The following is a 23,871-nucleotide window of genomic DNA, read 5'->3' as shown; positions in this document are numbered from 1 at the left end:
GGCCCGGTGTTGAATCAATACGGGGATATCGGTAATGCGGTGGCGCCTTCCCTCGGCACTCTGAATGAGAACGATAATCCCTTAAGAGAAAAGAATAGACACATTTTCGTCGAGTACAGAATTTTCTCAGATAAAGTCCGACTATGCATTTGCGCCATACGAATGATTTTCAAGATAATCATCAGCATTATCACGATGAGCGGAAAAAACGCATAAAAAAACCGGGGCAATCCAACCCCGGTTATCCATAAGAAACTCTGGACTCAGACTAACCAACCGAGCAGCAGCGTCGCGCCAATGACCGTGGAAGCGCCGCCAATGCGCGTGGCGATTTGGGCGAATGGCATCAGCCCCATACGGTTCGACGCCGACAGGATCGCCACATCGCCGGTGCCGCCCAGGCCACTGTGACAACAGGTGACGATTGCCGCCTCCACCGGGAACATCTTCAGGTAAGGCGCAATCAGGAAACTGACCAGCCCCATCGACAGCACCACCGAGCCGCAGACCACCACATAACCGACCGAGAACACTGCCACCACGCTTTCCAGCGGCACGTACAGCATGCCCAGACCGATCATCAGCGGCCACACCAGCGCCGTGGAGACGAACTTGTAGAAACTGTGCGCGCCGGTTTCCATCGAGGCCGGGATCACCCGGCAGTACTTGCACAGCACCGCGAACAGGATCATCAGCACCGGGCCGGGAATATGCACGATGTGTTCGAACAGGCCGCCGACGATAAAGAAGGCGCAGATCACCAGCAGCCCGCCGCCCATCAGTTGGAAATCGACGTTGCCGCTTTGCTCCTTGATGGCGAACATCGCGTTCTCCTGCGCCGAACGGATCAGCATGCCGTCGCCGCTCAGCGTCTTGCGCTGCATGCCGATACGCGCCAACACCCCGGCGGTCACGATGGCGAAGATGTTACCCAGCACCGCCGCCGGCGCCAGCTGCGCGACGTAGACGTCCGGCGTCGAGCCCAGGATCGCCGAATAGGCCAGCGACAGCGGTAAAATCCCCTCGCCGATGCCGCCACCGATGATTGGCACGATGATGAAGAAGAAGGTGTGATAGAAGGTAAAGCCGAACAGCTTGCCCACCAGCAGCCCGGTGATCACCGCCGTGATCGTACCCACCACCAGCGGCACGAACATGCGAATCATCCCCTGGATCAGGATCACCCGGTTCATGCCGAGAATGCTGCCGACCACCAGACTGGCGATGACGAAATAAAGCAGGTTGGCGTCTTTCATCAGCAGATGGACGGTGCCCATAACGTTGGGCTGGAAGACATTGAAATAGACCAGCACCGAGGGCACCATCAAACACAGAATGGCCGGCCCGCCGATATCGCGCAGCACGGGAATGCTTTTTCCCAACTGAGCCAGCGCAAAGCCCAGCGTCATTATCACTGCCAGGCCGCCGATCATATTTTTCGGCAGGAAGTTGGCATAGGCGGAAATCGCCACGATGGCGCAAATCGTGATAAACAACGCGATCGGTACCGCGCCGATATCCATTTGACGAAGTTGATTAATTAATCCTGAGGATTCGGACGATGCCGTATTTTTATCACAGGCCAGTTCTGCATTTATCTGTTTCATTATTCACCCTGCTGACAAGCGTACAGTACGGTTAGATTCACCTGGCGCAACATCCCGCCATTGCCAAGCAAAAACAAATGATTACGAAAAATCCTATTGTGGATTTCGCTTTTTCTAATAAGAAATAAAACAGTAGACAGCCCTGAAGATATGATAAAAAATAAAAATGCAAAACTAAATTACACCGACGAAATTCAATATTGTGACCCTCCGCCAAGGTTGGTTTTAATTAATTATCGTCAGCATTTTGTAATTAAAGTAAGCAGGTTTAAATTCGCTGCTATGCTATAGGAGGGCGAAAAAGCCCCCTGATTTATTAATAAAGAACCGGAAACGCAGTAGCTGAATCCGGTCAGCTTGATCCGAACCTTAATCCTGCGCGCGGCACCGCTCGGGAAAGAGGCATAATATGACTCATAAGGAAGTAGAATATGTCTTCACGCGCTGTTACCCCACAAACTCTCGCTCGCTACGGCATCCATCAGGCCGCCGATATCGTCTATAACCCTAGCTATGAATTGCTGTTCGCCGAAGAGACCCGCGCCGACCTGCCGCCGCTGGAACGCGGCACCCTCACCCAACTGGGTGCGGTCAACGTCGCGACCGGTGAGTTCACCGGCCGTTCGCCGAAGGACAAATACATCGTGCGCGACGACACCACGCGCGATACCGTCTGGTGGTCGGACAACGGCACCGGCAAGAACGACAACCAGCCGCTCTCGCCGGAAGTCTGGCAGCATCTGAAGACGTTGGTGGGCAACCAGCTCTCCGGCAAGCGTTTGTTCGTGGTGGACGCGTTCTGCGGCGCCAACGCCGACACGCGCATGAAAGTGCGCTTCATTACCGAGGTGGCCTGGCAGGCGCACTTCGTGAAAAACATGTTTATTCGCCCGAGCGACGCCGAACTGGCGGACTTCGAGCCGGACTTCGTGGTAATGAACGGCGCCAAATGCACCAACCCGGACTGGCAGCAGCAAGGGCTGCATTCGGAGAACTTCGTCGCCTTCAACCTGACGGAACGCATGCAGCTGATCGGCGGCACCTGGTACGGCGGCGAAATGAAAAAAGGCCTGTTCTCGATCATGAACTACCTGCTGCCGCTGAAGGGCATCGCCTCGATGCACTGCTCGGCCAACGTGGGCGAGAAAGGCGACGTGGCGGTGTTCTTCGGCCTGTCCGGTACCGGCAAGACCACCCTTTCCACCGATCCGAAACGCCAGCTTATCGGCGATGACGAGCATGGCTGGGACGACGACGGCGTGTTCAACTTCGAAGGCGGCTGCTACGCCAAGACCATCAAGCTGTCGCCGCAGGCGGAGCCGGAAATCTATCAGGCGATCCGCCGCGATGCGCTGCTGGAAAACGTCACCGTGCGGGCCGACGGCAGCATCGACTTCGACGACGCCAGCAAAACCGAGAACACCCGCGTCTCCTATCCGATTTATCATATCGAGAACATCGTCAAACCGGTGTCCAAAGCCGGCCATGCGCGCAAGATCATCTTCCTGACCGCCGACGCCTTCGGCGTACTGCCGCCGGTATCGCGCCTGACGCCTGAGCAAACCCAGTACCACTTCCTGTCCGGCTTCACCGCCAAGCTGGCCGGCACCGAGCGCGGCATCACCGCCCCGACGCCGACCTTCTCCGCCTGCTTCGGCGCCGCTTTCCTGACGCTGCACCCGACGCAGTACGCCGAAGTGCTGGTGAAACGCATGGAGGCCGCCGGCGCCCAGGCTTACCTGGTCAACACCGGCTGGAACGGCAGCGGCAAACGTATTTCTATCAAAGATACGCGCGGCATCATCGACGCCATTTTGAATGGCGACATTGAACAGGCCGACACCTTCACGCTGCCGATCTTCGGGCTGGCAGTGCCGACAGCGCTGCCGGGCGTCGATCCGTCGATCCTCGATCCGCGCAAAACCTACGCCGACGAATCGCTGTGGCAGGAGAAAGCGCAGGATCTGGCGCAGCGCTTTATCGATAACTTCGCCAAATATACCGTCACCCCGGCGGGCGAAAAGCTGGTGAACGCTGGGCCGAAGCTGTAACGCAGACGTTTTGCATCCTGTTGTTCAAGGGCCGATTCGTCGGCCCTTTTTTGTATTCACGCTTCCGCCAGCAAACCCGGCATCACCAGCGCCACCGCCGCCGCGATGCGCTCGTCGATCGCGCTGCCCGGCGGCAACAGTCCCAGCGTCATCTGCCGTAGCGGTTCGGCGATGGTCATCGCCAACAGCAGGTCGCTGGTTTGCGCCCAGTCGCGCGCACGCAGCCAGCCGCACTGCTGCTGGCGCTGCAGCCAGTCCGCCACCGTAGCCCGGCCGCGCTGAATGCCGTTGCGCTGATAGCTGTCCAGCAGCGCCTCGCGCCCCGGAAACTCGCTTTGCAGCAGCCGAAACATCCCTACCGCCTCGGCGCTCAATACCTGCTGCGCGATGGCCTTCAGCCCCTTTTCCAACAGCGGCGCCACCGCCTCCCACCGCCCGGCATCCTGGGCGAAGGCCGGCTGAAACGCCTCGGTCCAGCCGCTCACCGCCTGCGCCACCAGTTCGTCGCGATTGGCCGCAAAGCGATACAGGGTTTTTTTAGCCACCCCGGCGCGTTTCGCCACCGCGTCCACCGTTGCTGCGGCATAGCCGCCGTCGAGCAGCAACGCCAGCGTCGCTTGCGCCAGCGCGGCGCGCAGCGCCGTTTCCGGCGTGGCCGGCCGGCCGCGAGCGCGCGGCGGTTCTTCATTCGGGTTCGCCATATTTATTCCTCACAAGCATTGACAGACTCAGCATACCGGCATAGTTTTATTTTGGAAACACAATTCGTTTCCAAAATAAAACAGGAACCCATTATGACACATCCTTCCCTGCTGGCGCCGTGGGGCGTTAACGATATCAACGAGTTGCTCAAACCTGAACCGCTGCGGCTGGAGATGGGGCTGAGTCGCAGCGCCGACGGCCTGCTGACCGTCGCGGTCCGTACCGATATGCACGGCTGCAAGGGGCGCATGCTGGACTGGTGGTTCACCTTCTTTGAGAACACGCAGCACATCAACTGGTGGCACCCACACGATCACGTCGAACATCGCGGCTGGGACCGCCATTGGAAAAAAGGGGAAAGCTACGTCGGCGCCAGCATCGAAGCGGTCGAATGGCTGGCGGAACTGCCGCCGATCGCGGCACGCCTCAAGTTTCACGCCGCCGAGGACTTCTTCGCGCCGCAGCCGCTGCGCCAGGCGCGTGATGCGCAGGCGCTCTCCGCCGCCGTGTGTGCGCGCATCGGCTTCGGCGATCAGGTGGCGTTGGATGACAACGGCGATCCCTGCGACGGCGAGATGCTGCATCTGGCGCGCGATACGCCGTACGGGTGCGTGCTGCGCAGCCGTTTCCTGCTGGGTAAAGCCTGCGCCAACGCCCACGACGAACTCTCGGACGACATCGGGTTTAACCTGATGCGCCACTGCTACAACGAGTTCAGCTATCTAGCACAGTTCCTGCCGTCGCTGTACTACGCCGAAAACGGCCGCGAGCTGGCGCCGTTACTCTGGTAAGCCACCGGCGGGGCCTGTTATTTTTTCGCGATGCCGCTATAGTGATTTTCATCGCCATTCCCGCGTTTATGACGGAGAACACATGGAAAATCCAGGCTATAGCGGCGGCTGCCTGTGCGGACATATTCGCTTTCAGGTGCACGGCCTGCCCGGTAACCCACACAGCTGTTCCTGCGAATTTTGCCGGCGCCACTCCGGTGCACCGACGCTCTGCTGGGTCGAATTTCCGCGTCAGGCCGTCGAGTGGAACGGCCCGGGCGGCATGCCCACGCTCTACCGCTCTTCCCCCTATTCCAGCCGCGCCTTTTGCCCGCGCTGCGGCAGCACGCTGGGGGCGATCGACGACGAGCCGACGGTGGCGTTGAGCACCGGCAGCTTCGATCGGGCCGATCTGCCGGAGCTGCGCCCGGTCTCGCACGCGTTCGCCGATGTTTGCCCCGAATGGTGGCATATCGACGGCATGCGCTGAGCGCCTCACAGTTCCCGCTGAAATCAATTGATTGTTTTGTCGTATAAATTTAGAACTGACGAACAATAATTCAAATGTATGGGAACGGGGATGAATCAACAGACTCTCGACGCGCGCCGTTCGCGTCAGGCGTTGCTGGCCGGCTCGGTTGGCAACTTTATCGAATGGTATGAGTTCGGGGTGTACGGGTTCCTGGCTACCGTCATCGCCGCCAATTTTTTCACGCTGCAGGGTGAAAATGAAGTCACCAGCCTGATCCTCACCTACGCCGCCTTCGCGCTGGCGTTTTTCTGCCGGCCGATCGGCGCGGTGATCTTCGGCCGCATCGGCGATCGCATCGGCCGTCGCCCGACGCTGATTGCGGTTCTGTTGTTGATGACGCTGGCCACCGCACTGATCGGCGTCATGCCGACCTATGCCTCGATCGGCGTCGCCGCCCCGCTGCTGCTGACGCTGCTGCGCATGTTTCAGGGGCTGTTCGCCGGCGGCGAATTCGGCGGCGCCGTATCACTGATGACCGAATTCGCCCCGAAGGGCAAACGCGGGCTGTTCGGCGCCTGGCAATCGTTGACCGTCGCGCTCGGCCTGCTGGCCGGGGCCGGGCTGGTGGCGCTGCTGGCCGCGCTGCTCAGCGTGCAGCAGCTGCATGACTGGGGCTGGCGCATTCCCTTCCTGCTGGCGCTGCCGATGGGCGCTGTGGCGCTGTGGCTGCGGCTCAAGCTCGAAGAGACGCCCACGTTTACCCAGGCGCAACAGGCCGCGGAACACAGCGCCGCACCGCAGGAGGCGAGCTTGGGCGGCGTGGCGAAAACCATATTGATCGGCATCGGCCGTATGATGGGCTGGTCGGCCGCCGGCTATACCTTCCTGGTGGTGATGCCTTCCTATTTGCAAACCTCGTTGCACGCCACTTTCCAGCAGGCGCTGGTGGCGACGGTGCTGGCCAACGTCGGCTTCGCCCTGACCATTCTGCCGGCGGGCATCATCAGCGACAAACTGGGGCGTAAAACGGTGATGCTGACGGCGGTGGCGGCGGTGATCCTGTTCACCTTCCCGCTGCTGCACCTGTTGCAGGATGCGCAGAGTTCACTGTGGGTCAAAGGGCTGGCAGTGATGGTCGCCGGCGCCGTAGTCGGCCTGCTGGCCGGCCCCGGCCCGGCGATGCTGGCGGAGATGTTCCCGACCCGGGTGCGCTATACCGGTTTGGGGCTGGCTTACTCGCTGTCCAATGCGGTGTTTTCCGGCTCGGCCGGGCTGATTATCACCGGCCTCATCAAACAGACCGGCAATATCGACATTCCCGCCTACTACGTGGTCGCCACCTCGGTGGTCAGCCTGTTTGCGCTGATGACGCTGCGCCGCGACGATCATCTGCGCTCGCTTAACGAACGTTAATCCTCCGGGGGCACATCGCCCCCTTGCCAACTCGTGACCTCGATCACAAGGCAAAAATGTTAACGTTAACTTTTGTGATTAACATCTCATGCGTGATATCTGGCCGCTTCATCCCCTTGCGAGTTAACGTTAACAATAGAGCTAACTTCACTCACCGGGGCCCTACCCATGAACCGCGAAACTAAAAAATATTACGTGCTGCTCAGCGGCCTGCTGTTCTTCTTTTTCTTCACCTGGTCTTCCAGCTTTTCGCTGATCTCGCTGTGGCTGAATCAGAAGATCGGCCTGAAAGGCGCCGAGACCGGCCTGATCTTCTCCGCTATCTCGTTGGTGGCGCTGTGCGCCCAGCCGCTGTACGGGTTTATTCAGGATAAACTTGGGCTGCGCAAACACCTGCTGCAGTTTCTCGGCGTGATGCTGCTGCTGACCGGCCCGTTCTTTATCTACGTTTACGCCCCGCTGCTGGCGAGCAGCCTGCCGCTCGGCGCTTTGGTCGGCGGGGTGTTCATCGGCGCGACCTTCTTCGCCGGTATCGGCGCGCTGGAATCTTATACCGAGCGAGTCAGCCGCATCAGCGGTTTCGAATTCGGCCGCGCCCGCATGTGGGGCTCGCTCGGCTGGGCCAGCGCCACCTTTGTGGCCGGTTTTATCTTCAATATCAATCCGAACATCAATTTCTGGCTGGCCTCCGCCGCCGCCGTGGTGTTCCTGGTGCTGCTCAGCCAGGTACGCGAGCTGAAGCCGAACGCCATGGCCGGCCTGGCGTTCGGCAAACCGGAAAACCTGCGGCTGCAGGACGCGCTGGCGCTGCTGCGCATGCCCGGCTTCTGGGCACTGGTGGTGTTTGTGCTGGGGATCAGCGTATACAACGTTTTCGATCAGCAATTTTCGGTCTACTTCGCTTCACAGTTCGCTTCTCGCGCACAGGGCAACGAGATGTACGGTTTTCTCAACTCGCTGCAGGTCTTCCTCGAGGCCGGCGGCATGTTCCTGGCGCCGCTGCTGGTGAACCGCATCGGCGCCAAACAGGGGCTGTTGCTGGCCGGTGGCGTGATGGCGCTGCGCATGTTCGGTTCCGGCTTAGTCAGCGGCGCCCTGATGATCTCCGCCATGAAACTGCTGCACGCCGTAGAATTGCCAATCCTGCTGATCGCTATCTTCAAATACATCGCGAGCCGCTTTGACAGCCGACTCTCCTCCACACTGTACCTGGTAGGCTTCCAGTTCATCACCCAGGTGATGGCCAGCTTCCTGTCGCCGCTGGCGGGTTACGGTTATGACCGCATCGGCTTTGCCGACACCTATCTGCTGATGGGCTGCGCGGTCGCCGCCACGACGCTTGTCTCCTGTTTCCTGCTGCGCGGCGAACGTTCCGCCAGCGTAGCCCCCTTTCAATCCGCCATTAAATCAAGTGAGTCTGTCCAATGAACACTGCCTTAGCTCAAGCCGACCATGCGGTCGAAGCCCTGCGTGCAGAGCGCCGAGACGATTACTACCCGCAGTTCCATCTCGCGCCGCCCGCCGGCTGGATCAACGATCCCAACGGCCTGATCTGTATTGACGGCGTCTATCATGCCTTCTTCCAGCATCACCCCTATAGCGAACACTGGGGCCCCATGCACTGGGGGCACGCGACCAGCCGCGACCTGATACGCTGGCAGCATCAGCCCATCGCCCTGGCACCCGATGCGCCCTATGACAAAGACGGTTGCTTTTCCGGCTGCGCCGTGGATGACAACGGTGTGCTGACGCTGATTTACACCGGCCACGTGTGGCTGGGCGAACCCGGTGACGACAGCCAGGTGCGGGAAGTGCAATGTCTGGCCACCAGCGAAGACGGCATACGCTTCATCAAACACGGGCCGGTACTGGCCCCGCCGGACGGCATTCAGCATTTTCGCGATCCGAAAGTCTGGTGCGAAAACGGCGAATGGTGGCTGGTGGTCGGCGCCAAAGAAAACGGCCTGGGCCAGGTGCGCCTGTACCGCTCTGCCGACCTGCGCGCCTGGCGCTTCGATCGGGTGCTGGCCGGCGCGCAAACGGCGCATCAGGGCTATATGTGGGAATGCCCGGATTTCTTCCCGCTGGGGGAGCAACACCTGCTGCTGTTTTCGCCGCAGGGGTTGGCGGCGCAGGGCTACCGCTATCGCAATCGCTTCCAGAGCGGCTATCTGCTCGGCCACTGGCGGCCGGACGGCGACTTTACGGTGACCCAGCCCTTCTGTGAGCTGGATGCCGGCCACGATTTCTATGCGCCGCAGACCTTCACCGCCGCCGACGGTCGTCGGCTGCTGTTTGCCTGGATGGATATGTGGGAATCACCGATGCCCAGCAAAGCGCACCGCTGGGCCGGCGCCCTCACGCTGCCGCGCGAACTGACGCTGGCCGCCGACGGCAGCGTCCGCATGAACCCGGCGCGTGAACTGGCGGCGCTGCGCCGAGAGCCACACACGTTTTTGGCGCAGACGCTGACCAATCAGCATCTGCCGCTGACGAACGACGTGCAGGAACTCACCCTGACGTTGAGGCCGGCCGACAACGACGCCGAGCGTTACGGGCTGGCTATCGGGAGTGCGGCGCGCCTGTTTGTCGACAATCAGGCGCACCGACTGGTGCTGGAGCGTTTTCATGAAAACCCCGCCCTGTGCACCTGCCGCAGTGTGCCGCTGCCGGGGGGTGACATCCTGTCGCTGCGGATCTTTATCGATCGCTCATCGCTGGAAATCTTCGTGAATCAGGGAGAGGCCTGCCTGACCAGCCGCTTCTATCCGACGGCGGGCGATCGCCGTCTCCGCCTGTTCGCCGAAGGCGGCCGGGCGCAGTTCGAGCCCATCACGGGATGGCAGTTGGCGAGCATCTGGGGGTAATGGGAATGAGCGCCGGGCGCGCAGCGGCGCGCCCGGTGTGGCTACAGCGAACCACGCTCCAACAGCGGGCAAGGCACTTTCACCGTATCACGCTGTTCCCGCCGCTCAATCACATGCAGCGCCGCAAGGCGGCCCAACTCGTAATGCGGCAGCTGCACCGTCGTCAATGCCGGCAGGAACAGCTCACCGGTGCCGACCATATTGTCGTAGCCCAGCACCGCCACCTGCTGAGGTATCCGCCATCCTTGCGCCAGCAATACCTGATACACCAGAAACGCTATCCGATCGTTTCCGCACACCACGACATCGCAATCGCGCCGTTCTGCTGAGAAATGCCGCTCCAGCAACGCGACGCAGTCGCGATAGCTTTGATCGCCGGCGCTCAGATCGAGATGATACTGCCGCAGCTGTTCAACATCGCGCCCCGCTTCGCGCCAGGCGCGTTCCAGACCGCGGCGGCGCAGCCCCGCCGCCAGCGTATCCGCCGGTAAATGAATGCACAATGGCGCGCGATAGCCTTTGGCGATCAGCGTGCGCGTGGCGTCATACTGCCCTTGCTCATCATCAGGAATGTAGCTGGCGATCGCATGCGCCGGGCTGACGCAGTTGGCCAGCACCAGCTTTTTGTCCAGCAGTTTGGCCGGTAGCGTCACCTCACGCAGCCCCATCGTGGTGAATATCACCCCATCCGGTCGATGCGCCAACAGCAGATCGACGGTCTGTTCGGCGTTGTCGTCGGCAAACAGGTTGACGACGAAGCTGTTCCAGCCGCGCTCACGCGCGGTTTTTTCAATCGACAGGATCATTTCCACCGAGAACGGCGTCGTGGCGGTGTCCAGCGCCAGCACGCCGAGCGTCTGCACGCGAGTTCCGTCACCGCGAATACGCCGCGCCGACAGATCCGGCACGTAGTCTAACTGGTCGATCGCCTGTTTAACGCGGTGATAGGTTTCCGGCCGCAGCTTGCCGGGTTCATTGATGGCGCGGGACACCGTCATCAACGAGACTCCGGCAAGTTTTGCGACGTCTTTCAGCGAAGCCATGCGCCCTTCTTTATGATTAATGGGGAAAAGTGAATAATCCCATAACCGGGCGCAGGACTCTACTCTGCGTTAGCAGGCTGTGATGTTCGCCCACAGGATCGCGCCGTCGGCCGTCAGCGGCGCCACTTCGCCGCCCGCCGCCGTCCACCAGACACCCTCGCGCGCCCGCAGTTCTCCGCCCTCCGGCAGCGACCAAACGCCGCTCAGCACATACAGCACGCCCGCCCGGTTGGGTGACAGGGTGACGGGCACCGTGCTGCGCAGCACCTCGGCCGCCTGCCGGCCGCGGCGTGTCATGATGTTGAAATCCTGACTGGCGCCACCCAGCAGCGTCGCTTCCAGCGCCACGTCGCCGGAAAAGGCGAACGGCTCCCCGATACGCGCCAACTGATGGTCGATATGCCCGGCGCTGAACAGCCGCACGCCGTCGCCTTCCAGCAACGTTATCGAACGATCGATGCCCGCAAAGGCGGAAAACGGCCCGTCCTGCGCGATGGTGGCGATACTGGCGCGCCAGTCGAAATCCGGCTCGCCCGGCGGCCAGCTGACGATTTCACGGGTTTCCCCACCGCCGTTGCGCCACGGGCTGACCGGCAGCGCGGCGAAGTTAAAACGGGTCAGGCTCATTACGCCTCCTGCTGAAAGGTTTTCAGCACCTGCAGGAACTCTGCGCTGCTCTGCTGTTGCAGCGCGTGCCGCCCCTGCTCGATCACCTGCCGGCCACCGACGAACACGTCGCGAATTTGCTCCTTGCCGCCGGCGAACAGCCAGCGATTGAGGATCGAGGCGTCCGGCGCCGCCGCCAGATACGGATCGTCGCCGTCCAGCACCAGCCAGTCGGCGCGATAGCCGCTCTGCAGCCGACCGATCGGCGCGCCGCACGCCTGCGCACCGCCCTGCAGCGCCTGCAGGTACAGCACATCGCCCACCGCCGACTGTTCCGGTGTCGTCAGGCGATTGCGACGCTGATCGCGCAGCCGCTGGCCGTATTCAAACCAGCGCAGCTCTTCCACCACGTTGAGCGAAACGTGGCTGTCGGAACCGATGCCCCAGCGCCCCTGCTGCTGCAGGTAAGCGTCGCCAGGGAAAATGCCGTCGCCGAGGTTGGCTTCGGTGGTCAGGCACAGGCCGGCCACCGCGCGGCTGCGCGCCAGCGCTTCCAGCTCGTCGCGATCCAGATGGGTGGCGTGCACCAGACACCAGCGCTGATCGACCGGCAGGTGGTCATACAGCCAGGCCACCGGGCGCTGTCCGCTCCACGCCAGACAGTCGTTCACCTCTTTTTGCTGCTCGGCGATATGAATATGCACCGGCAAGGTGCGATCCGACGCGGCCAAAATCTGCTGCATCTGCCCCAGCTCCACCGCACGCAGCGAGTGGAAGCACAGCCCCTGGTTCTGCAACGGGCGATCCGCCAGCTGACGGGCAATCACCTGCTGCTGATGCAGATAGCTTTCGGCATCCTGGATAAACCGTTTCTGCCCCGGCTGGGCCGGCTGGGCGCCAAAACCGGCGTAGCTGTACAGCACTGGCAGCATAGTCATGCCGATGCCGGCCTGATGCGCGGCCTCGCTGAGGCGGCCGGTCATCTCACCGCGATCGGCGTAAGGCTTGCCGTCGGCGTCGTGATGCAGGTAGTGGAATTCGGCCACCTGGGTATATCCGCCCTTGAGCATTTCGATATACAGTTGACGGGCGACTACCTCCACCTGCTCCGGCGTCAGGCGCTGCACCAGGCGGTACATCAGATCGCGCCAGGTCCAGAAGCTGTCCTGCGGGTTGCCCGCCACTTCCGCCAACCCGGCCATCGCGCGCTGAAAGGCGTGGGAGTGCAGGTTCGGCATGCCCGGCACCGCATCGCCATGCAGCCGAATGCAGCCTTGCGGCTCAGCGTTGGCGGTAACTTGAGTCAGATAACCTTGCGCATCGACGTCCAGCCGGACGTTATGCGCCCAGCCCTCAGGGAGCAAAGCGCGTGGGGCAAAATAAGCAGGCATGGCAGTATTCCACGGTTGATGTAACGGCGAATAAGGCGCGGCGATGGCGCGTCTTCAGGAATTTTTGGCGGTCGCCGGCAAGTTTCTGGCGCGACGGCCACTAGTTGTATATACATATACATACGCCGACATCAACAGTAAACTGGTGTTATTATTTTTTTATTTGACGAGGTTAACGTCGTGGCTGAACAACAGACCGTGTTACAACTGGCGGCTGCAATGAGCGATGCCCCCGCCCCGATCTACCAACGGGTCAAACAGGCGATCGTGAATCAAATCCGTGCGGGGCACTGGCAACCGCACCAGCGCGTGCCCTCCGAAAGTGAACTGGTGGCGGAACTGGGCGTCAGCCGCATGACCATCAACCGCGCGCTGCGCGAGCTGACCAGCGAAGGTTTTTTGATTCGCATGCAGGGCGTCGGCACCTTCGTCGCCGAAGCCAAGGCGCACACCGCGCTGCTGGAAGTGCACAACATCGCCGATGAGATCGCCGCGCGCGGTCATCGCCACAGCAGCAAGATCCTCGAGCTGAAGGCCCGCCCGGCCAGCGAGGAAGAGGCGGCGGCGCTGGGCATCCAGCCCGGCCAACGGCTGTTCTACTCCCAGATCGTGCATTACGAAAACGACGTGCCGGTGCAGGTGGAAGACCGCTGCGTCAATCCGCTGGTGGCGCCGGATTACCTGAAGCAGGATTTCGACCGCGTCACGCCCTACGCCTATCTGACGCAGGCCGCGCCGCTGACCGCCGGCGAACACATCGTCGAAGCGGTGATCCCCACCCGGCGCGAACGCGAGCTGCTGCAGCTGGAGGACCACGAACCCGGCCTGCTGATCCATCGCCGCACCTGGTCCGGCAAAACCGTGGTGACCTCGGCCCGGCTGCTGTACCCCGGCAGCCGTTATCAACTGTTCGGCCGCTTCACCAGCGAAGTCTGATCCCCGGCGGGCGCGCCCTGCGCCCGCATCTCCGCGGTCGATCACATCCTGATAACAAAATCTCTCCCGCCTCTTGTGACATCCCGGTGAATGCGTTAGGTTGTTTTTAATTGTATATACAACCATGTGGGAGCTGCGGCTCCGGCGGAGGAAAGCAATGACGTCTGAGATTCACTGCGACAGCCTGTGGCACGGCGCCGATATCGTCACCATGCGCGACGGCAACTATCACACCCTGACCGACGGCGCGATCGCCGTACGCGACGGCAAGATCGTCTGGATTGGCGAACATGCGGCGCTGCCGCCCGGCCTGATCGCGGACGAAACGGTGAAATTCGACGGCGGCATCATCACCCCCGGCTTTGTTGACTGCCACACGCACCTGGTGTTCGGCGGCAACCGCAGCGGCGAGTTCGAACAGCGGCTGAACGGCGTGAGCTATGCCGACATCGCCGCGCAGGGCGGCGGCATTATCTCCACCGTGAAAGCCACCCGCGAGGCCGACGAAGCGCTGCTGCTGGAGCAGGCGCTGTTCCGCCTGCGTCCGCTGCTGGCGGAAGGCGTCACCTGCGTGGAGATCAAATCCGGCTATGGTCTCAGCCCGGAAAGCGAGCTGAAAATGCTGCGGGTGGCGCGCAAGTTGGGCGAGCTGCTGCCGGTCGAGGTGAAAACCACCTGTCTGGCGGCCCATGCGCTGCCGCCGGAATACGCAAACCGCGCCGACGACTACATCAATCTGGTCTGCGATACCATCATCCCTCAGGCCGCCGCCGCCGGCCTGGCGGATGCGGTTGACGCCTTCTGCGAACACCTGGCGTTCTCACCGGCGCAGGTGGAGCGAGTCTTCGCCGCCGCCGAAGCCGCCGGTTTGCCGGTCAAACTGCACGCCGAGCAACTCTCCGCCCTCGGCGGCAGCACGCTGGCGGCGCGCCATCACGCGCTCTCCGCCGACCATCTCGAATACGCCACCGAGCAAGATGCCCGCGCCATGGGCGACGCCGGCACCGTGGCGGTGCTGCTGCCGGGCGCCTACTACCTGCTGCGCGAAACCCAGTGCCCGCCGGTAGAGCTGTTCCGCAAGCACCACGTGGCGATGGCGATCGCCAGCGACGCCAACCCTGGCACGTCGCCGGCGCTGTCGCTGCGTCTGATGATCAACATGGCCTGCACGCTGTTCCGCCTGACGCCGGAAGAAGCGCTGGCGGGCGTTACCACCCACGCTGCCAAAGCGCTGGGGCTGCAACACAGCCACGGCACGCTGGAAACCGGCAAGGTGGCGGACTTTGTTCACTGGCCGCTGTCGCGGCCGGCGGAACTGGCTTATTGGTTGGGCGGCCAGCTGCCCTGTACGGTGATTTTCCGAGGAGAAGTACGTCAATGACCATTCGCGATCCTTTTAGCTTCCAGACCGGCAGCCTGCCGCTGCTGATCAGCATCCCACACGCCGGCACGCAACTGACGCCGGCGGTCGAGGCCGGGCTGACCGACGATGCCCGCCCGCTGCCCGATACCGACTGGCACATTCCACAGCTGTACGACTTCGCCCGGGCGATGGGCGCCAGCGTACTGGTCGGCAACTATTCGCGCTTCGTCATCGACCTGAATCGCCCGGCGGACGACAAGCCGCTGTACACCACCGCCACCACCGGTCTGTATCCCGATGTGCTGTTCGACGGCCGCCCAAGCTTCCTGCCGGGCAAAGCGCCGACGGACGAAGAACGCGCCGGCTATCTGCAGCAAATTTGGCAACCTTATCATCAGCAGCTGCAGGACGAGTTGGCACGCCTCAAAGCGCGGCACGGCTATGCGCTGCTGTTCGACGCGCACTCCATCGCCTCGGTGATCCCGCGGCTGTTCGACGGCAAACTGCCGGATCTCAACCTCGGCACCAACGGCGGTGAAAGCTGCGCCCAGGCGCTGAGCGATCGGCTGGTCGCCTGCTGCGAGCAGCAACAGCAGTACACCCACGTGCTGAACGGCCGCTTCAAGGGCGGTTACATCACCCGTGCCTACGGCCAACCGCAGCAGCAGCAGCAGCATGCGATCCAGCTCGAGCTGGCGCAGGTCAACTACATGTCCGAACAGTATCCTTTCGCGTTCGAACCGCAGCGCGCCGCCTCGCTGCAGCGCCTGCTCAAGCAGATGATTGAAGGCCTGTTGGACAGCGCCGCCAGACTGAACTGATCCCCTTTACAGGCGCCGCCGGGCGCCTGTTCCTCTCCCTGTCCTTAACCGTAACGTCAGCCGCAATCTGCGCGCTGTATCAAAGTTTCGCGTGATTCCCTACTGACTGGTCTAAACAGCGCACAAAACAGCGGCCGACGAAAAACGCGCTGCGCCACAATCAGCCGAAAAGCCCGCGCTCATCGTCAGCGCCGGGCGGCGTGTGGCCGAGCTGGCCCGTTTCGAACCATCACTCTGGAGGCCCTATGTCTGTAACACCGTTAAACTGGCGCGCTGCCGGCGCCCTCGCCGAACAATTGCTGGCCGGCTGGCAACGGCGTGGCGAACCCGGCGGCGCCATCACCCTGTTTGACGCCGAACAACTCCGCGCCACCGCCAGTGCCGGCTTGGCCGATCTGGCGCAGAATACCCCCTTCACCGCCGACAGCGTGGTGCGCTACGCCTCAGTGACCAAGCACATCTTCGCCGCGTTGGCGCTGAACGCCACCGATCGCGCCATTCGACTCGAACAACGCCTGGGCGAACTGCTGCCCACCCTGCAGCCCGCGTTGGCGGACGTTACCGTCGGCCAGGCGCTGGATATGACCGGCGGTCTGCCTGACGTGCGCGAGACGCTCGGTCTGCTGGGCATATCGCTGCATGCCGTCAGCGAGGCGCAACCGGTGATGCAGTTTGTCGAGGGGCTGGAAAGATTGAACTATGAAGCCGGCAGCGAGATCGCCTACAGCAATACCGGCTATCGGCTGCTGGAGGCCGTGCTGCGCAGCAAAGGGTATGATTTCGACCAACTGGTGCAACAGCACATCGCCCAGCCGCTGCAGGTGCAGATGCGGGCGCCGGAAAGCTGGTTCGACGTGGTGCCAGGGTTGGTGCCGGGTTACTGGCGTGCGGCGCGGGGCTGGCAACACGCCAGCGCCGGTCTGCACCTTTCCGCCTCCGGCAGCCTGACCGGCAGCCTCAACGCCCTCACCCGCTGGCTGCAAACGCTGCTGGCCGACCAGGGCCCCGGCCAGGGCGTGCTGGCGCAACTCGGCGCACCGCGCCGCCTCAATCAGGGTCAGCTCAGCGCCTATGGACTGGGGCTGGCGCAGACGCCGCTAGGCCGCCGCCGCTTGCTCGGCCACGGTGGTTCCCACGCCGGTTACAAAACCTATTTCCTGCTGGCGCCCGATCGCCAGGTCGGCGTTGCGCTGGTGGCCAACCGCGAAGACTGCGACAGTTTCGGGATGGCTTTGCAGGTGATGGCAGCGCTGCTGGGCGAACCTTTGCCGCAGCGCAGCACGGCGATCCCCGACGGTCTCTACGCCACGCTGGCGGAGCCGCACTGGCTGGAGGTCAAAGACGGCAACCTGGCCTATCTGGGCAGCGATGAACCGCTGTATCAGGGCGAAGACGGCTACGCGGTGTCGCTGTCCGCCCATATGCCAATTAAATTGAAGTGGACCGGCGAAGCGGTCGAGGGCGAAGTCGGGCATGTGGCGCGCCGTTTCCTGCCGGTCACGGCCAACGGCGACTGCCTGAAGCATGTGCAGGGGTTGTGGTATCACCCGCACTATCGCACCGCCTTTGAAATTCGCGGCAATCGGGTGCATATTGGCGTCGGCCCGGCGGCGCAGACCGGCACGCTCAGCCCGCTCGGCCAGGGCCGCATGCTGGTGGAGTGCCAGGACGGCCCATGGTTGAAACGCTTTTGCCTCTATTTCCGCGGTTACAACGTGGATCTCATCGCCAACCGCAGCCGGATGCTGACCTTCCGCCGCAGCACCGTCGGCCGCGACTGACGCTCAGCGTGCGCTGCCGGTTCTGACCGCCAGCAGCGCATCCGCCAGCCGCCGCTTGTCGGCGGCGCTGAGATTCACCTGATCCACAGACGCCATAAACGCCGCCTGATCCGCCTCGCCGAGCGGGCCGGTACGCAGTCGCTCCGCCAGCCGTTGCAATATCTGGCTGCTCAGCTGCGCGATCTGTGGGCGCACCTGCGCCAACGGGCGTGGCTGCCAGCCGGGCTCCGGGCTCGCCAGCCAGTCGGCGCGATAGCGGTACTGAATCGCCTTGGCGGCGTCCATCTGCGCGGCGATAAAAGGCCGCACCGACGCCGGCTCCAGCCCCAAACGCCCCGCCTCCGCCTGCGCGCTGGCCAACACCTTCGCCTCCTGCGCCAGGTCTTCGATCGGCAAATGCTGCTGCGCCTTGTAACCGGCAACGTCTTTCATCAACGACAGCCGTTGGTTCACCAGTTCGCCGATGGCGGCAGCGCCGTCTGCCAACGCTGGAAAACTGGTCAAACAGCAGGCTATCAATAACGCCCTGAACATGGCGCCTCCCTTATGATGCAGTGAAAAGGTCAGGCGCCAAGTTCACCACGTCAGCCCTGCGCCGGCAAATAAAAAAGGCCCCGCCGCAGCGAGGCCCGATGAGATCCAACCGGCGTTAGTCGAACACGCCGTTGATGACGGAGGCCACAATCGCGGTGCTGAGTGCGACCAGCACCAGATCGTCGCCGGCGATACGCCACTCATAACCCGGGTACTGCGGCAACTCACGCAGCATCGAGTAAGGCACCACTTTTTTGGCGATGCCCGGCGGAAGCGGTTTACCGCGAGCCAGATTCTTGGCGATGCCCGGTGGCAGCGAGCTGTAGCCTGTCAGGCCGTAGTTGTGCGCCAGCGAACGGGCGCGGTCGCGCGAAAGGCTGACGGAGACCAGATTATCGTCGTTCCTATAGCCGCCTTTATCTTTATTGCCTTTGTTGCCGTGATTACCGTTGTTGCCATGGTTACCGTTATTGCCGCTGTTGCCATGGCCGTTCCCGTTGCCGTTACCATTGCCGCCTTTGTCGGCCAAGGCCGGGGCGGATGACAACCCCAGCGATGCAATCAGCGCTAACACCGTGAGAGTCGTACGACGTTTGTTCATGTTGTGTATTCCTGCGTGGGTGACTCTGTTGACTATAGCTAGCCTTTTCCAGACAAAGTATAAGGAAAACTCCGAGATAACGGCGCGCTTTTACGGCATTCGCTTTCAAACCTTGTCTCAACGCAAAACGCCTCGAAAATGCCGATGCTTGTCTCAGATTTTTCTTGAAGAAAAATAAGCCTTACGCTAGCGTGGGAAGGTAACAAAAAAGAGTTAGCGTGCTCTTTTTCGTCGCACCTCAAATCTTATTCTTATCATCCATAATGATAATAGCGAACACTTCCCGCCTCTCCGTGCGGGATTCTTTTTCCCGCCGCCGTCGCCCCAATCTGGTGCTTTATGTTGAGATTTGGTTGCCGATAATTTACATTCGCTGTCTGAGAAACCTCAACCTCCCGCGGTGGCCAGGCTGGCAACGGGTGGGCGTTCAGGAGCAAAAGACGTGCAAATGACCCTCATGGAATACATCACTCGACACTTTAACGGCGATCTTCATCGTTACGCGCAGTCGGAAGGCGTCAGCCGTGAACAAATCATTAGTTGGATAAATAATGAATGTCACGTGATCAAAGGCAGGCTGTTTATGCCGGTGAAGCATCTCCCGGCTGAACAAGCACAGTGATGACAAAAAAACCCCGCCAGGCGGGGTTTTCTGTTTCTGATAGCACGGAAAATCAGAAGTTATAGCCGACCACGAGGTAATAACCCCAACCGGTAGACTTGATCGGGCCCTGCGGGGTACCGATATCCGCGCCATCCTGCCACTGGCCGCCGTTATGGAAATAACGCGCCACGAAAGAATAGTGCCAGTGATCGTAGTTCAGCGCCAAAATGTGGCTGGAGGCGATAGAGTTGCTGGTGCGCACCTGTTTGCCGGTGCCGTCAACCCAATGGCTGTCCTTGCCCAGATCGGAACCAAAGTCGAAGTTGGTGAAGCCGATGTAGCTCAGGTTGCCGCCCCACACCTGGGTCAGCGGCACGAAGTATTTCACCTTGAAGCGGTAACCGTCCCAGCTGTTCTCGTTGGCAGCCTGGTAGTTTTCCCACTGGTATTTGGCATAGATGTTCATCGACAGGCTCATCGGCAGGCCGGTGTCGATATCGGTGCCCAGACCCATGTACCAGGTGTTTTGACGACCGTCGGCGTTGTGGCCCAGGTCATAGATGTAGTTGTTGGCGAAGTACCACTCTTTGAACGGACCGAAGCTCAGATCGGTGCCGGTCAGCTTGTCGATGGAGAAGCGCGGTTCAATCTCCATAAACAGCGGGGAGCCTTTGTCCCAGATGCCGCGATCCGGGGTATTGCCCACGCCGAAGAACTTCGGCACGTCAACGTAACCGTAGAAGTCGAACCAGTCTTTCTTGGCGAAGGCTTCGTATTCGAGATACACGTCGTTATTCAGCTGCGGTCCGAAACGGGTGTGGTAGCTGCCCACCACGTTAACGCTCTGGTGCCACCAGTCGGAGACATATTGACTGTCTTTGCTATCAGCCATTGATGATGCACTGTAAGACGCTGCGAGCAGTACACCTGCTGCGAGAGCTATTTTTTTCATTTTATTACCACATGCTTAAAGGGCCATTTCCTGCCCGTTTAGAAAAGATGACAATGAGTCTGCCGACACCTGGCGTTGTCTTCACACAGAAACTCGGATGACGCGCGCATTATAGAAACCACTGACTGTAAGAATCTGTGATCCAGTTACGCATTTCGCGAATAGGTAATCGATTGCGTTCACATTTGTCAAATTATGTTTCATTCAAATTCACATTCGCTGTGATTTTTGTCATGCACATCGATTTTTAGCGCAGTTTTTGAGCCAACTGTCATCAACCGGCAATGAAGAGGAGTACGGCATTCAAGCGGGAAATGCCGGCGAAAACTCGCCGGCGAGAGAGAAGCGGCAGCCGATCACGCTGGCCACATCGAACGACGAATGAGGCTGCAAAAATTACCGCGAACAAAGCTCGGTTCCTTATCCGCCAGCACGTCCGCTTTGACGTTGCCGAAGGTGCTGTCCGGCTTATGTCGAATCCCGTCGTAAAACGCCTGAATAATCGCTTCCTTGAAGTTTGCCCCGCGGGGATGCAACTCCACTACCCGCTCTCGCAGCGCCGCGTCATAGCCCTGGTAATTGATCCCTAACACATCCATCTCTACTCCCGCGGTCACCAGCGCAATCAGCGGGTGCATGTATTCCGGGATCCCCGGCGTGGTGTGTAACGCGATCGCCGTCCATACCCGATCGATATCCTGACGGCTGACCCCGTGCCCGCGTAAAAACTCGGCCGCCGCATCGGCGCCATCCACTTCGAAACGTTTGTCGCAGCTGCAGTGATCGTGCGTCAGTCCCATATCGTGAAACAGGCAGCCGACGTACAGCAGTTCAGGATCGTAAACCAGCTTGCGCTGCTGCCCCGCCAGCGCCGCCCAGTAATACACCCGGCTGGAGTGGTGAAACAGCAGATCTGATTCGGTGTCGCGCACTAACTCGGTCGCCTGACGCGCCATCGCGCTATCCGGCACGCTGATGCCGTTGATGGTTAAACTCATAACTTGATTCTCCCGTTGTCTGGAACCCGGTTAGATTAGGCGTTACACTGAATGTCCTCAATTGCCATTAATCAACGATTAGTGACATCCCCCATCCATCGGGATATCGCATGCCATGAGTAAAACCATCGCTATTCTCGCCGTGCCACAGGTGCAGCTGCTGGACGTTTCCGGTCCGCTGGATGTTTTCGCCGAGGCCAATCTGCAAGCCGGCTATGCCGCCTATCATCTGCAGGTAGTCGGAAAGACGCTGGCGCCGATCGTGTCCTCATCCGGCGTCAAACTCGTGCCGGATCTCGCCATCACCCAATGGCGTGAACAGGCGATCGACACGTTGCTCATCGCCGGTGCACCGGGTATCGCCGACGGCGAAAGCGAAACACGCACGCTGGACTGGCTACGCAGAGTGGTACCCCGCACTCGCCGCTACGGCTCGGTGTGCAGCGGCGCTTTTCTGCTGGCGGAGGCCGGCCTGTTGGATGGGCGGCAAATCACCACCCACTGGGCGGTAGCCGATCAATTGTGTCGCCGCTATCCTCAGGTCACGGTGGATAAAGACGCCATTTATGTGCGTGACGGGCGCCTGCAGACTGCCGCTGGCGTGACCTCAGGGCTGGATCTGGCGCTGATAATGGTGGAAGACGATTTAGGGCGTGAGATCGCGCAGCGGGTCGCGGCCCAGCTGGTGATGTTTTTCCGCCGTCCCGGCGGGCAGATGCAATTCAGCTATCGGGAACAGGCGACCCTGGCCGGGCGCTCAATGCTGCAGGAAGTGCAACGCTGGGCGATAGACAATATCGGGTTACCGCACAACGTAGCCAGCCTGGCGGAACGCGCCGGCGTCACCCCGCGGCATTTCAGCAGGCTGTTCGGCAACGAGGTCGGCACCTCTCCCGCTAAATGGCTCGAGGAAGCCCGCATCGCCGAAGCGCGCAGGTTATTGGAGCTCGGCGTATTGGCGCCAAAACAGGTGGCGGCGCATTGCGGTTTTTCCAGTGCAGAGCTGATGCGGCGGGCATTTATCCGCCGGCTGGGGGTAACGCCGGCGGACTATCGAAAAATGTTTCTCGGTAAACAACTGCGGCGCGAAAGCTGAGATCAGTTTACCGCCGGCACCGCCTTGGCGATGTTTTCCTGGCGGAACGCCACCTCTTCGCCGTTTTTCACCTCCCAGTTGGCAACCGGAATGTCGGTCTTGGGCGCCGCCGCGACGACCGAACCGTAAATCAGCTTGTCGTCGCGGCGCAAAATATAAACGTCGAGCTGATATTCGTGCCGCAGATTCGCCGTGGTCAGGCGCACGGTATCGCCGCGCTCATAGTGATGCACGTCGATTTCAGGCTGTTGAATAAATTGAATGTCGCTTCTCATCGTCGTCGTTCCTTCAGGCAACATGGCTAGTTAAATTCTAGTTCAACATTGCGCCGACGGCGGATAATTTCCGTTAATTTCCGCGAGTTGCCCGCCAACAGATCAGCGAGCCAAGCGTGACCATCGCTACGCCCTGCCAGAAATTGGCGGTCAGCGAGGTGTGCAACACCAGCGCGGCGAACACCGCCGACAGCACCGGGGTGAAATAAGAGACGGTGGCCAGCAGCGTCATGTTGCCGTGCAAAATGCCAACGTTCCAGGCGGCATACCCCGCCCCCATCGCCACTCCGGCGCACAGCAGCGTTACGGTCACGCCAGCGCTGAACTGCATGCCGCTTTCTGCGCTGAAGGCATACTTCAACCACAGCGCCAGCGCGGTCAGCACGATGAACAGCACCACACCGTTGCTGCCCTGGGCGATCTTCTTGGTCAGGTTGCAATACAGCGCCCAGATCACTGCGCCACTGAACGCCAGCGTATAGCTGAGCGGATTGCTGCGCACGTTGGCCAGCATCTGCGCCGGTGACCAGCCGCCCTCGCCGCTCATGATCCAGCCGATGCCGAACAGCGACAGCAGCAGTCCCGGCAGCAGCCACCATTTCGCCTTTTGGCCGTTGAGCGCCAGCGCCATCAGCACGGTGAAACAGGGCCACAGGTAGTTGATCATGCCCACTTCTATCGCCTGCAGGCGGGTATTGGCGTAGCCGAGCGACAGCGACAGGCAGATCTCGTAGCTGACGAACAGCAGGCTGCCGACGATCAGATAAGGCCGCGGAAAGCTGCGCCATTTCGGCACGCCGAGCGCCACCAGCAAAAACACCGCGCTGACGCTGTAGATCATCGCCGCACCGCCTATCGGCCCCAGCCCTTCGCTGACGCTGCGAATAAGGCCAACCACGCTGCTCCACAGCACAATGGCCAACAAACCGAACAGCGTGGCGCGGGTACGCGAGGGCAAAGCGGGCATAAGACAGGTCCAATGGGTTAT

General features: G+C 61.1%; 23 protein-coding genes. 12 read left to right on the top strand and 11 right to left on the bottom strand.

Going from position 1 to position 23,871, the window contains the following annotated elements:
* Nucleotides 1-263: 263 nt before the first annotated feature.
* Nucleotides 264-1,607 carry a 2-hydroxycarboxylate transporter family protein gene (locus ACSJLU_RS10395; RefSeq protein ID WP_043143342.1) on the bottom strand — a complete coding sequence of 448 codons (1,344 nt, stop codon included), beginning with the start codon at nt 1,605-1,607 and terminating at the stop codon, nt 264-266.
* A gap of 431 nt (nt 1,608-2,038) precedes the next feature.
* On the opposite strand from ACSJLU_RS10395, the gene pckA reads away from it, so the two are divergent.
* Nucleotides 2,039-3,658, top strand: a complete 1,620-nt coding sequence (gene pckA / locus ACSJLU_RS10390; protein WP_141997885.1) for a phosphoenolpyruvate carboxykinase (ATP) — start codon at nt 2,039-2,041, stop codon at nt 3,656-3,658.
* Nucleotides 3,659-3,714: 56 nt separating this feature from the next.
* Here pckA and ACSJLU_RS10385 read toward each other — a convergent pair whose 3' ends face one another.
* Entirely contained in the window at nt 3,715-4,359 is a 645-nt protein-coding gene (locus tag ACSJLU_RS10385; protein ID WP_049204082.1) for a TetR/AcrR family transcriptional regulator, read from the bottom strand.
* 93 nt (nt 4,360-4,452) lie between these two features.
* Between ACSJLU_RS10385 and ACSJLU_RS10380 the strand changes: the two genes are divergently transcribed.
* The 5 genes from ACSJLU_RS10380 to ACSJLU_RS10360 all read left to right on the top strand — a co-directional run bounded on the left by ACSJLU_RS10380 (nt 4,453) and on the right by ACSJLU_RS10360 (nt 9,882).
* A complete protein-coding gene (locus ACSJLU_RS10380; protein ID WP_141997881.1) occupies nt 4,453-5,151 on the top strand; it encodes a DAPG hydrolase family protein in 699 nt (232 codons plus the stop codon).
* Nucleotides 5,152-5,233: 82 nt separating this feature from the next.
* Nucleotides 5,234-5,620, top strand: a complete 387-nt coding sequence (locus ACSJLU_RS10375) for a GFA family protein (protein WP_025302571.1) — start codon at nt 5,234-5,236, stop codon at nt 5,618-5,620.
* A 90-nt stretch (nt 5,621-5,710) separates the two neighbouring features.
* Nucleotides 5,711-7,015, top strand: a complete 1,305-nt coding sequence (locus ACSJLU_RS10370) for an MFS transporter (protein ID WP_337146778.1) — start codon at nt 5,711-5,713, stop codon at nt 7,013-7,015.
* Between the two features lie 168 nt (nt 7,016-7,183).
* Nucleotides 7,184-8,443, top strand: a complete 1,260-nt coding sequence (locus ACSJLU_RS10365; RefSeq protein WP_025302569.1) for an MFS transporter — start codon at nt 7,184-7,186, stop codon at nt 8,441-8,443.
* Nucleotides 8,440-9,882 (top strand): glycoside hydrolase family 32 protein, encoded by a 1,443-nt coding sequence (locus ACSJLU_RS10360; RefSeq protein ID WP_380827372.1) that lies wholly within the window; start codon nt 8,440-8,442, stop codon nt 9,880-9,882. Before ACSJLU_RS10365 ends, ACSJLU_RS10360 begins: the two co-directional genes overlap by 4 nt.
* 41 nt (nt 9,883-9,923) lie before the next feature.
* Here the strand turns inward: ACSJLU_RS10360 and ACSJLU_RS10355 are convergent, their stop codons facing one another.
* The 3 genes from ACSJLU_RS10355 to ACSJLU_RS10345 all read right to left on the bottom strand — a co-directional run bounded on the left by ACSJLU_RS10355 (nt 9,924) and on the right by ACSJLU_RS10345 (nt 12,922).
* Nucleotides 9,924-10,925 carry a LacI family DNA-binding transcriptional regulator gene (locus ACSJLU_RS10355; protein ID WP_167324257.1) on the bottom strand — a complete coding sequence of 334 codons (1,002 nt, stop codon included), beginning with the start codon at nt 10,923-10,925 and terminating at the stop codon, nt 9,924-9,926.
* A 69-nt stretch (nt 10,926-10,994) separates the two neighbouring features.
* Nucleotides 10,995-11,552 carry a HutD/Ves family protein gene (locus tag ACSJLU_RS10350; RefSeq protein WP_025302566.1) on the bottom strand — a complete coding sequence of 186 codons (558 nt, stop codon included), beginning with the start codon at nt 11,550-11,552 and terminating at the stop codon, nt 10,995-10,997.
* The gene (locus ACSJLU_RS10345; protein WP_025302565.1) at nt 11,552-12,922 is read right to left on the bottom strand and encodes a formimidoylglutamate deiminase; all 1,371 of its coding nucleotides are present in this window, start codon (nt 12,920-12,922) and stop codon (nt 11,552-11,554) included. The genes ACSJLU_RS10350 and ACSJLU_RS10345 overlap by 1 nt, the downstream gene beginning before the upstream one ends.
* Nucleotides 12,923-13,102: 180 nt before the next feature.
* Between ACSJLU_RS10345 and hutC the strand changes: the two genes are divergently transcribed.
* From hutC to ACSJLU_RS10325, 4 genes are all read left to right on the top strand, one after another.
* A complete protein-coding gene (hutC, locus tag ACSJLU_RS10340; RefSeq protein ID WP_049204077.1) occupies nt 13,103-13,858 on the top strand; it encodes a histidine utilization repressor in 756 nt (251 codons plus the stop codon).
* A gap of 157 nt (nt 13,859-14,015) precedes the next feature.
* Nucleotides 14,016-15,239, top strand: a complete 1,224-nt coding sequence (hutI, locus tag ACSJLU_RS10335) for an imidazolonepropionase (protein ID WP_038877714.1) — start codon at nt 14,016-14,018, stop codon at nt 15,237-15,239.
* Complete coding sequence (hutG, locus tag ACSJLU_RS10330; protein WP_380827364.1) at nt 15,236-16,042, top strand: N-formylglutamate deformylase; 807 nt, start codon at nt 15,236-15,238, stop codon at nt 16,040-16,042. The genes hutI and hutG overlap by 4 nt, the downstream gene beginning before the upstream one ends.
* A gap of 245 nt (nt 16,043-16,287) precedes the next feature.
* On the top strand, nt 16,288-17,823 hold the full coding sequence (locus ACSJLU_RS10325) for a serine hydrolase domain-containing protein (protein ID WP_342096758.1): 1,536 nt from the start codon (nt 16,288-16,290) through the stop codon (nt 17,821-17,823).
* A 3-nt stretch (nt 17,824-17,826) separates the two neighbouring features.
* On the opposite strand, the gene ACSJLU_RS10320 is transcribed toward ACSJLU_RS10325, so the two are convergent.
* Complete coding sequence (locus tag ACSJLU_RS10320) at nt 17,827-18,357, bottom strand: chorismate mutase (RefSeq protein WP_049204074.1); 531 nt, start codon at nt 18,355-18,357, stop codon at nt 17,827-17,829.
* 115 nt (nt 18,358-18,472) lie between these two features.
* Nucleotides 18,473-18,958 carry an anti-virulence regulator CigR family protein gene (locus tag ACSJLU_RS10315; protein WP_025302560.1) on the bottom strand — a complete coding sequence of 162 codons (486 nt, stop codon included), beginning with the start codon at nt 18,956-18,958 and terminating at the stop codon, nt 18,473-18,475.
* 442 nt (nt 18,959-19,400) lie between these two features.
* Between ACSJLU_RS10315 and ACSJLU_RS10310 the strand changes: the two genes are divergently transcribed.
* Entirely contained in the window at nt 19,401-19,580 is a 180-nt protein-coding gene (locus ACSJLU_RS10310; RefSeq protein ID WP_025302559.1) for a hypothetical protein, read from the top strand.
* Nucleotides 19,581-19,632: 52 nt separating this feature from the next.
* On the opposite strand, the gene ACSJLU_RS10305 is transcribed toward ACSJLU_RS10310, so the two are convergent.
* On the bottom strand, nt 19,633-20,514 hold the full coding sequence (locus ACSJLU_RS10305) for a nucleoside-specific channel-forming protein Tsx (protein ID WP_004941293.1): 882 nt from the start codon (nt 20,512-20,514) through the stop codon (nt 19,633-19,635).
* 356 nt (nt 20,515-20,870) lie between these two features.
* A complete protein-coding gene (locus ACSJLU_RS10300; RefSeq protein WP_342096757.1) occupies nt 20,871-21,512 on the bottom strand; it encodes an HD domain-containing protein in 642 nt (213 codons plus the stop codon).
* A 115-nt stretch (nt 21,513-21,627) separates the two neighbouring features.
* Between ACSJLU_RS10300 and ACSJLU_RS10295 the strand changes: the two genes are divergently transcribed.
* Nucleotides 21,628-22,608, top strand: a complete 981-nt coding sequence (locus ACSJLU_RS10295; RefSeq protein WP_025302557.1) for a GlxA family transcriptional regulator — start codon at nt 21,628-21,630, stop codon at nt 22,606-22,608.
* Nucleotides 22,609-22,610: 2 nt separating this feature from the next.
* Here the strand turns inward: ACSJLU_RS10295 and ACSJLU_RS10290 are convergent, their stop codons facing one another.
* Both ACSJLU_RS10290 and yddG read right to left on the bottom strand, forming a co-directional pair.
* Nucleotides 22,611-22,883 carry a hypothetical protein gene (locus ACSJLU_RS10290; protein ID WP_025302556.1) on the bottom strand — a complete coding sequence of 91 codons (273 nt, stop codon included), beginning with the start codon at nt 22,881-22,883 and terminating at the stop codon, nt 22,611-22,613.
* Between the two features lie 73 nt (nt 22,884-22,956).
* Nucleotides 22,957-23,850, bottom strand: a complete 894-nt coding sequence (yddG, locus tag ACSJLU_RS10285; protein ID WP_025302555.1) for an aromatic amino acid DMT transporter YddG — start codon at nt 23,848-23,850, stop codon at nt 22,957-22,959.
* Nucleotides 23,851-23,871 lie beyond the last annotated feature (21 nt).

The organism is Serratia bockelmannii (assembly GCF_051803255.1).
GTDB classification, from domain to species: Bacteria; Pseudomonadota; Gammaproteobacteria; order Enterobacterales; family Enterobacteriaceae; genus Serratia; species Serratia bockelmannii.
This window is presented reverse-complemented; position numbering and strand designations above follow the sequence as displayed.

Bases quoted from the DNA above. Each gene is read 5' to 3' on its own strand.
- yddG (WP_025302555.1), bottom strand. From the start codon at position 23,850: ATGCCCGCTTTGCCCTCGCGTACCCGCGCCACGCTGTTCGGTTTGTTG.
- ACSJLU_RS10290 (WP_025302556.1), bottom strand. From the start codon at position 22,883: ATGAGAAGCGACATTCAATTTATTCAACAGCCTGAAATCGACGTGCAT.
- ACSJLU_RS10305 (WP_004941293.1), bottom strand. From the start codon at position 20,514: ATGAAAAAAATAGCTCTCGCAGCAGGTGTACTGCTCGCAGCGTCTTAC.
- ACSJLU_RS10380 (WP_141997881.1), top strand. From the start codon at position 4,453: ATGACACATCCTTCCCTGCTGGCGCCGTGGGGCGTTAACGATATCAAC.
- ACSJLU_RS10300 (WP_342096757.1), bottom strand. From the start codon at position 21,512: ATGAGTTTAACCATCAACGGCATCAGCGTGCCGGATAGCGCGATGGCG.
- ACSJLU_RS10315 (WP_025302560.1), bottom strand. From the start codon at position 18,958: ATGAACAAACGTCGTACGACTCTCACGGTGTTAGCGCTGATTGCATCG.
- ACSJLU_RS10350 (WP_025302566.1), bottom strand. From the start codon at position 11,552: ATGAGCCTGACCCGTTTTAACTTCGCCGCGCTGCCGGTCAGCCCGTGG.
- pckA (WP_141997885.1), top strand. From the start codon at position 2,039: ATGTCTTCACGCGCTGTTACCCCACAAACTCTCGCTCGCTACGGCATC.
- ACSJLU_RS10360 (WP_380827372.1), top strand. From the start codon at position 8,440: ATGAACACTGCCTTAGCTCAAGCCGACCATGCGGTCGAAGCCCTGCGT.
- ACSJLU_RS10365 (WP_025302569.1), top strand. From the start codon at position 7,184: ATGAACCGCGAAACTAAAAAATATTACGTGCTGCTCAGCGGCCTGCTG.
- ACSJLU_RS10385 (WP_049204082.1), bottom strand. From the start codon at position 4,359: ATGGCGAACCCGAATGAAGAACCGCCGCGCGCTCGCGGCCGGCCGGCC.
- ACSJLU_RS10325 (WP_342096758.1), top strand. From the start codon at position 16,288: ATGTCTGTAACACCGTTAAACTGGCGCGCTGCCGGCGCCCTCGCCGAA.
- ACSJLU_RS10395 (WP_043143342.1), bottom strand. From the start codon at position 1,607: ATGAAACAGATAAATGCAGAACTGGCCTGTGATAAAAATACGGCATCG.
- ACSJLU_RS10370 (WP_337146778.1), top strand. From the start codon at position 5,711: ATGAATCAACAGACTCTCGACGCGCGCCGTTCGCGTCAGGCGTTGCTG.
- ACSJLU_RS10345 (WP_025302565.1), bottom strand. From the start codon at position 12,922: ATGCCTGCTTATTTTGCCCCACGCGCTTTGCTCCCTGAGGGCTGGGCG.
- hutG (WP_380827364.1), top strand. From the start codon at position 15,236: ATGACCATTCGCGATCCTTTTAGCTTCCAGACCGGCAGCCTGCCGCTG.
- ACSJLU_RS10295 (WP_025302557.1), top strand. From the start codon at position 21,628: ATGAGTAAAACCATCGCTATTCTCGCCGTGCCACAGGTGCAGCTGCTG.
- ACSJLU_RS10355 (WP_167324257.1), bottom strand. From the start codon at position 10,925: ATGGCTTCGCTGAAAGACGTCGCAAAACTTGCCGGAGTCTCGTTGATG.
- hutI (WP_038877714.1), top strand. From the start codon at position 14,016: ATGACGTCTGAGATTCACTGCGACAGCCTGTGGCACGGCGCCGATATC.
- ACSJLU_RS10375 (WP_025302571.1), top strand. From the start codon at position 5,234: ATGGAAAATCCAGGCTATAGCGGCGGCTGCCTGTGCGGACATATTCGC.
- ACSJLU_RS10320 (WP_049204074.1), bottom strand. From the start codon at position 18,357: ATGTTCAGGGCGTTATTGATAGCCTGCTGTTTGACCAGTTTTCCAGCG.